At 67.7% G+C, this 7,526-nt stretch carries 7 protein-coding genes; all 7 read right to left on the bottom strand.

Annotated features, from left to right (window positions below):
• Nucleotides 1-218: hypothetical protein (locus tag HRL41_RS01020; protein ID WP_216662438.1), on the bottom strand; the 218-nt coding region annotated here is incomplete at its 3' end.
• A 9-nt stretch (nt 219-227) separates the two neighbouring features.
• A complete protein-coding gene (locus HRL41_RS01015) occupies nt 228-446 on the bottom strand; it encodes a DUF4332 domain-containing protein (protein ID WP_172135117.1) in 219 nt (72 codons plus the stop codon).
• 117 nt (nt 447-563) lie between these two features.
• A complete protein-coding gene (locus HRL41_RS01010; protein WP_172135116.1) occupies nt 564-2,816 on the bottom strand; it encodes a molybdopterin-dependent oxidoreductase in 2,253 nt (750 codons plus the stop codon).
• Nucleotides 2,817-3,089: 273 nt separating this feature from the next.
• Nucleotides 3,090-4,304: an acetate/propionate family kinase gene (locus HRL41_RS01005; RefSeq protein ID WP_172135115.1), complete on the bottom strand. Its 1,215-nt coding sequence runs from the start codon at nt 4,302-4,304 to the stop codon at nt 3,090-3,092.
• Nucleotides 4,298-5,323, bottom strand: a complete 1,026-nt coding sequence (locus HRL41_RS01000; protein WP_172135114.1) for a spermidine synthase — start codon at nt 5,321-5,323, stop codon at nt 4,298-4,300. The genes HRL41_RS01005 and HRL41_RS01000 overlap by 7 nt, the downstream gene beginning before the upstream one ends.
• 276 nt (nt 5,324-5,599) lie before the next feature.
• Nucleotides 5,600-6,175: a DJ-1 family glyoxalase III gene (locus HRL41_RS00995; protein ID WP_172135113.1), complete on the bottom strand. Its 576-nt coding sequence runs from the start codon at nt 6,173-6,175 to the stop codon at nt 5,600-5,602.
• 145 nt (nt 6,176-6,320) lie between these two features.
• Nucleotides 6,321-7,418, bottom strand: coding sequence for an aldo/keto reductase (locus HRL41_RS00990; RefSeq protein ID WP_172135112.1), 1,098 nt, complete (start codon nt 7,416-7,418; stop codon nt 6,321-6,323).
• Between the last annotated feature and the right edge of the window lie 108 nt (nt 7,419-7,526).

Raw genomic sequence — 7,526 nt, 5'->3', positions numbered from 1 at the left:
GGGGCACCCGGCGCACTCGGGGCTCCCGGCACACCTGGCGCAGCCGGGGCACTTGGCGCGCCCGGAGCCGCCGGCGCGCTCGGGCTCGCGACGCCTGCCGGCGCGCGCATGACGGCCCCGCACTCGGGGCACGTGCCGTCGGGGTTGGGCATGACGACAACATAGCAGCCGGGGCACACGCTCTCGCCCGCCGCGGCCTCAGGAGGTCTGAAACACATGAGAAGCTCCTACCACTCGCAGTTCATCATCAGAATGAAGTTCCCCGCCGTCGAGGACCACTCCTCGAGCTTGAACGGGTCGAGGCCCGTCCTCTCCGCCAGCTCCCCGCGCGAGTCGACGTGCTTGGCAACCTCGTAGAACTCCTCGATGGTGGCAATGCCCTGCTCGTTCAGCTTCTCGACGCCCTCGGGAGTGATCCCAAACAGCTTGTCCAGTTCGGCAGCCATGGCGGCCTTCCTTTCCTCGAATCGGCTCTGCGAGCGCGCCCGGAGCACCCGAAAGCCCGGATGCGGACGCGGACGCGCTCGCCTCGTTCTCGCTCGTCAACCGAAGCGCAAGCGATCCTAGTCCTCGCAGCGGTACACCTTCACGGCGACGCCCGTCTGCTGCCACGCGCCGATGAGCTGGTCGAGCGAGTTGGGGTCGTCGTCCAGGAGCACGTTGGCGTTCGACTCGAAGGCGCCGAACAGCGACGGGTACGCCTCCTCCTTCTCGGGGAACCACCAGTCATGCTGCACGCTGATGACGCGCGGGTCCACGCTGGAGGTCTTGCGCGCGCGCTGCTTGATGCGGCCCATGTGCGTCTCGATCCAGCACCAGTCGCCGTCGCGGATGTCCAGGTCAACCGCCGTCGACGGGTGGATGTCGAAGATGGGGTCGGGGTGCAGGTCGCGGTACGGCCCCGGCTGGCGGTGCTCGGAGTGGTAGAACGGCATGAAGCGCGCGCCCGTGATCATGACGAGCGGGTACTCGTCCGCCCACTCGGGGTGCTTCTCCACGCTGGCCGCCGGGTACTCGAAGTGCGGCAGCGGGTCGAACGGCAGGCCCGTCTCCGCGGCGAGCTTCTCCACCACCGACGACTTGAGCTCCACCTTGCCCGACGGCGTGAGGAACTTGAACCCGGGCTCCTTGTACTTCTCGAACTTCTTCTGGCCGGCCATGTACTTCACGTCGTTGTAGAACTTCTCATGCGTGAGCCCCATGGGCGCCAGCTGGAAGTCGAGCATGTCCTCGGCCTTCGGGCCCCACCACTTGTCCTCTTGCCCCAGGCGGATGGCCAGGCCGTAGAAGAACTCGTAGTCGTCGCGGAAGTCAACGTCGGCGCCGCCCTCGAAGCGGTCGATCACGCGCGCCTGCGCGCCGAAGTACATGGGGCGGTGGTTCATGACCGCGTAGCAGTTGTCGGGGCGCTCGAGCCACGTGGCCGCCGGCAGCACGTAGTCAGCCAAGGCGCCGGTGGGCGTCATGAAGTAGTCGTGCACCACCAGGAGGTCGAGGTTCATGAGCGCCTCGACCACGAGCTTCGTGTTGGAGAACGCCATGACCGGGTTGTCAGCCTGCACGATGAGCGCGCGCACCGGATACGGGTCGCCGTCGCGCATGGCGCGGAACAGAAGCGGCGCGTTGGAGTACGGGTAGAACGACGGGTACGCCTGCGAGATGACGTCCCAGCCCTTGAACGTGAGGCCCGGGAAGCGGTCGTTCCCGATCATCTTGTCGCGCTGCTCCTGGGAGAGCGCGTAGTGCTCGTAGAACGCCGGTGGGAAGCGCGACGGCGGGGCCAGCTGATCGCCGCCCTTCTTGTCGAGGTTGCCCGTGATGGCGCGCAGGATGGCCTTGGCCTGGATGGCGCTCGAGGCGTTGATGCCGCTCGCGTCGCCGCCCTTCTGGCCCCACGGCAGGCACGCCGGCTTGATGGTGGCGTACATGCGCGCGGCCTGGATGATCTTGTCAGCGGGAATCCACGTGATCTCGGCGACCTTCTCGGGCGGGTACTCGGCCGCGCGCGCGGCGAGCTCGTCGAAGCCGATGCACCACTCGTCCACGAACTCGTGGTCGTAGAGGTCCTCGGCGATGATGACGTTGATGAAGCCGAGCGCCAGCGCCGCGTCGGTGCCGGGGCGGATCTGCAGCCACAGGTCGGCCTGCTGGGCCACCTCCGAGCAGCGCGGGTCGATGACCAGCAGCTTCGCGCCGCGCTCCTTGCGGTTCGTGTCAACCCAGTGCCACAGGAGCGGCTCGGAGGCTATGGTGTTGCGGCCCCACAGGACCACCAGGTCGGCGTTCACCCAGTCGGACTTGTCCGAGCAGAAGCCGCCGTAGGTGCAGGGCTCGAGCCACATGTCCGAGCTGTAGCAGATGGTGCCGTTGCCGCCGGTGTTCGGGCTGCCGAACAGGTTGGTGAACTTGTAGTGCAGCCAGCTCCACGTGCGCGCCGTGCCCTCGGTGAAGGCCAGCATCTCGGGGCCGTACTCGTCACGCAGGGCGGCGAGCTTCGCGGCGATCTCGTCGAACGCCTGGTCCCACGTGATCTCCTCCCACTGGCCGCCGCCGCGCTCGCCGACGCGCTTGAGCGGGCGGCGCAGGCGGTTCTCGTTGTACACGAAGCCGTCGAGGAAGCGGCCCTTCTCCAGGCGCGAGCACACGTACCCCTTGTTGTGCGGGCAGTCGGGATCGCCCTCGATGTCGACGATGCGCCCGTCCTTCTTCGTGACCAGCACGCCGCAGCGCACGTGGCAGAAGAAGCAGCCGGCCCTCAGGACCTCCGCGTTCTCATCCGCGCATCCAGGGACTTCCACGTTCTCGTTCTCAGCCATGACTCTCTCCTTTTGATAGGATACCGACCGCGGTCGCCGTCGGTGCAGACCGAAAGAATCCCCCTTTCCCTCGCCGCAGATCATGGCTTAACTATAGAAGCCGCGCGCGACCAGCCGCCATGGCCAAAACGACCCCGGCGGCTAGTTTCGCGCGGCGCTGACGCCCGTGCGCGGGCCCGTGGCGCTGGCACCCCGTCTCCGTGCGCGCCTCGCGCGCGCCCGTGACGCCGACGCCCACCGATGCGCGCCTCGCGCGCGTCCCGCTTGCGCGCCCTACCTCAGCTGGCTCACCAGGTTGTCGGTCTCGCGGGCGATGCGCATCTCCTCGTCGGTGGTCACCACGCAGATCTTGATGGGGCTGTCGTCGATGGAGATCACGCGGTTCATGCCGATGGCGCCCTCCACGTTGTTGCGCTCCTTGTCCAGGATCATGCCCATGTGCGCCAGCCCGCGGAAGATGCGCTCGCGCAGGTCAGCCGAGTTCTCGCCGATGCCCGCCGTCATCACCACGGCGTCGGTGCGCGTCATGGCGGCGTAGTAGCTGCCGATGGACTTCTGAACACGGTACACGTACATGTCGATGGCGAGCTCCGCGTGCTCGTCGCCGCGCGCGGCCGCGTCGAGCACGTCGCGCATGTCGCCGCTCGAGCCCGCGATCCCCAGGATGCCGCTCTTGCGATTCAGGATCTCGTCCATCTCGTCGAACGTGATGCCCTCGCGGCGCATGATGTAGGTGATGATGGCCGGGTCGATCGAGCCCGAGCGCGTGCCCATCATGAGGCCCTCGAGCGGCGTGAAGCCCATGGTGGTGTCGATGGACTTCCCGTGGTTGACCGCCGTGATGGAGCCGCCGTTGCCCAGATGGCACGTGATGAGGCCCAGGTCGCGCAGGGGTCGCCCGAGCAGGTTCGCCGCCTGCTGCGCCGCGTAGCGGTGGCTCGTGCCGTGCGCGCCGTAGCGGCGGATGGAGTACTCGTCGTAGTAGCGCATGGGCAGCGGGTACATGTACGCCTTCGGCGGCATGGTCTGATGGAACGCCGTGTCGAAGACGGCCACCTGCGGCGTGCTCGGCAAAAGGCTCCGCGTCATGTCGATGCACGCGTCGGCCGGCGGGTTGTGCAGGGGCGCGAGCTCCTCGCACTTGGCCAGGTTGGCGCGCGCCTCGTCGTCGATGAGCGCGGCCCGGGTGAAGAACTCGCCGCCCGCCACGATGCGGTTTCCGATGGCGTCGATCTGCTCGAGGCCGCTGATGGGGCTCTCCGGGTCGTCCACCATGATGTCGAGCAGCTTGCGCAGGCACTGCTCCACCGTGAGCCCCGCCACGTTGTACGTGACCTTCTGGAAGTCGGGCGCGAACGACACGTTCATGAACGCGCGCTCCGTGCCCACCTTCTCGGCCAGGCACTTCATGCGCGCGTCCTTGCCCTCGGTCTCGATGAGCTGCGACTTGAGCGAGGAGCTCCCCGCGTTCACCACGAGCACTAGCATGCGGCATCTTTCCTCTCAGGCGTCGGGATCACGTCGGAAAACGCGTACTCCGCGTCAGAGGCGATCACCAGGTAGTTGTCCTTGTCGCTGAACCGCTCGTCGGACGCGAAGATCACCGTCACGTGCGCGAAGAGGCGGTCCAGCTCGTTGATCAGGCGGATGAGGTGGCGGAACTCCCGCCACTCGGGCCCGCTCACCACGTTCGCCAGGTAGAGGCCGCCCGGGTTCAGGCGATCCTTCACCGCGCGCACGCCGGCAGCGCCCGCCAGGTCGGCGGCTGCGGCAGCGCCCGCGAACGCGTCGTTGCAGATGGCGTCGTAGCGCTTCTCGCAGCCGGCGAGGTATCCCAGGCCGTCGTCGACGATGAGGTTGAAGCGCTGCGCCGAACCCTCGCGCGAGCTCAGCTCGCGCTCGAGCTTGTCGACGAAGAAGAAGCGGCGCGCGATCTCGGCGACGGCGGGGTCCGACTCCACCACGTCGACGCGCAGGCCGGGCCGCGTCATGAGCGCGTGCTTGGGCCACGCGCACCCGCCGCCCCCGATCATGAGCACGTCGCGGATGGCGAAGGGGACGCCGACGGGGCGAGCGACGCCAGCAGGCTGGGAGGCGTCGGCGGGCTGGGCGGCGTCGGCAGAACAGGTGGCGCCAGCGGGCTGGGCGGCGTCGGCGGCCACGCCGGCGTCCGCACCCGAGCCCGCGCCCGCGCCCTCCGCCTCGAACATGCGGTCAAAGGCGCGGTAGTACTCGAACACCGGCTCATGCCAGCGCTCCCCCAGGTAGGTGGCAGACTGATACGCGCCGCCCACGTTGAGCACGCGCACGCGCTCGCCGTCCTCGCCGCACACGGTGTACACCCGCGCCAGCCCCGCGTCCGTGCGCCGCACGTGCGGGTCGAGCTGGAGCAGCTTGCGCACCGCCAGCGCGTTCGCCGCCGTCACGCCGACGCCCGCCGCCACGAGCGCCGCGCCCTTCGCGCGCCCCGCCAGGCCGGCAACCTTGCCCGCGCCCGTCTTCGCCATAGCACGCCCCCTTCCCGAAGCGCGCCCGCAAGGGCGCGTCGTCTTTCAGCTCATCCCATGATACCTGCTGAATCCCTCGCGAAGCGCGACGTTGCACCATCGCGTTCACGCGAAGGCGGCCATCGCCGCGATGCCCGGCGTTACGAGGCCGTCGCCACGACGTCACGACCAGGCGCCATCGCCCAGCCCACAGCGCATCAACCGCTGCCGCCACAACACGCCGCAGCGCGTCAGCCGCCGCAACGCGCCACCGCCATGCCGCCCAGCCCGCAGCTTCTAGCAGGCGAGCATGCCGGACGCCACCTGCGCGGCCACGTCCTTCCCCGCCAGGGCCTCAAGCACCGCAAGCGCGAACGGCAGCGACTTCGCCGGCCCGCTTCCCGTGATGAGGTTCCCGTCGCGCACCACGTCATCAGGCTGGTACGCGCCCGCGGGGAACACGTCCTCGCAGCTCGGATAGCACGTGGCGCGGCGGCCGTCGAGCAGGCCCAGGTGCGCCAGGAGCATGGGGGCGGCGCAGATGGCCGCGACCAGGCGTCCTTCCTCAAGCTGGGACGAGAGCGCCGCGCGCAAGGGCTCGCAGGCGGAGAGGTTCTCGTAGCCCCCCATGCCGCCCGGCAGGATGATCGCGTCGAAGCCGCCCAGGTCAACGTCGCCGTCAGCCACCGCCGCGTCGGCCGTGACAGGCACCCCCTGCGCCGAGGTCACCTCGCGCGTCGGCATGACCGATGCCACAACTACTTCCACGCCCGCGCGTCGCAGCACGTCAACCGAAGTCAGAGCCTCGATCGTCTCGAACCCCTCGCCCAGCATGACCGCCACCCGGCAGTCCTCGACAGCCTTGCACTCCATGGCGCATCCCATAGCGTCCCCTTCCTCACAGCACATGCGAACACGTTGAGCATAACGCCCCGAGGGCATGATCGCCGCGCGAATCCGCAACCCGACAGGTCAGCGGCGAAATCTCCATGCGCCAGACGCGGACGCAGAGGCAAGGCTAGATGCCGAAGTACCCGCCCATCTCTCGCATTCGGGACATCTGGTCGACGTTGAACGGGCACCGCTTGTTGCAGTGTCCGCACTCGGTGCAGTCGGAGGCGTGGTGCTCCAGGTTGAGGTAGTGGCTCTTCGCCATCTCGTCGCCCATATGCGACAGGTCGTAGTACTTGTTGGCGAGGCCGATCGATATGCCCGCCGGGCAGGGCTGGCAATGGTTGCAGTAGACGCAGACGCCCGTCGTCTCGGGCGGAGCGAACCGCCCGACCACCGAGTAGTCCCTCTCCTGCGGGCTGGCGTCGAAGAACCCGAGCAGCTCGTTTAAGTCCGCCAGCCCTCGGATCCCAGGCAAGACGGTGAGGACACCCGGCCTGTCGAGGGCGTATTGGATGCACTGGTACGAGGTCAGGGCATGCCTGAACGGGGAAGCCTTCGCGTCCAGAAGCTGGCCTCCGGCGAAGGCCTTCATAACGGAGATGCCCACGCCTTGCGCCTCGAATTCCTTGTAGAGGGCGGCGCGATCGTCGGCGCTGCCCTTGCCGTACGCCGACTCGTCGGTGTAGTCGTACATCGGGTTCAGGCTGAACATGCCCAGATCCATCATTCCCGTGGCGAGGAACCTGCGGGCAATCCCCGCATTGTGGGTGCTGAACCCCAGATGGCGGATCGTGCCCGCCTGCTTGCACTTCAGGGCGTAGTCCCAAGCCGCCCCGTTCATCACCTTGTCGAAGTCAGCGTCTTCGTCTATGCAGTGTATGAATGCGAAGTCTGCGTAGTCGGTGCCGAGCGACGCAAGGCGAGCCTCGAACTCCTTGATCGACTTCCGCGCGTTGGTCGTCCAGCCGTACTCTCCGCTGGAATAGTCGGCGCCGATGTGGACTTGCAGCATGACCTTGTCTCGCCTGCCGCGCAACGCCTTCGCATAGCCGCCGAAGGCGCATGCCTTGCTCGGCACGAAGTCCAAGAAGTTTACGCCCGCGTCCACGGCAGCATGCAGCGTCTTGACGATTTCGCCCTCGCTTGCATTGTGGATGCCGCCCATGCCGAGGCCGATGACGCTGATCTCCTCCGCACCATGAGGGAGCTTGCGATATTCCATCTGCCCACACCTCTACCAACTCGTAGTTCTGCCCATTTGCAAGCTCCCCCAGACCCTCTCAGATGCTCCGACATCGCAGGAGAAGCAGCTCCAGAACCGCCACCCCGA

Source organism: Adlercreutzia sp. ZJ473 (assembly GCF_013185065.1).
Classification (GTDB): domain Bacteria; phylum Actinomycetota; class Coriobacteriia; order Coriobacteriales; family Eggerthellaceae; genus CAAEEV01.
This window is presented reverse-complemented; position numbering and strand designations above follow the sequence as displayed.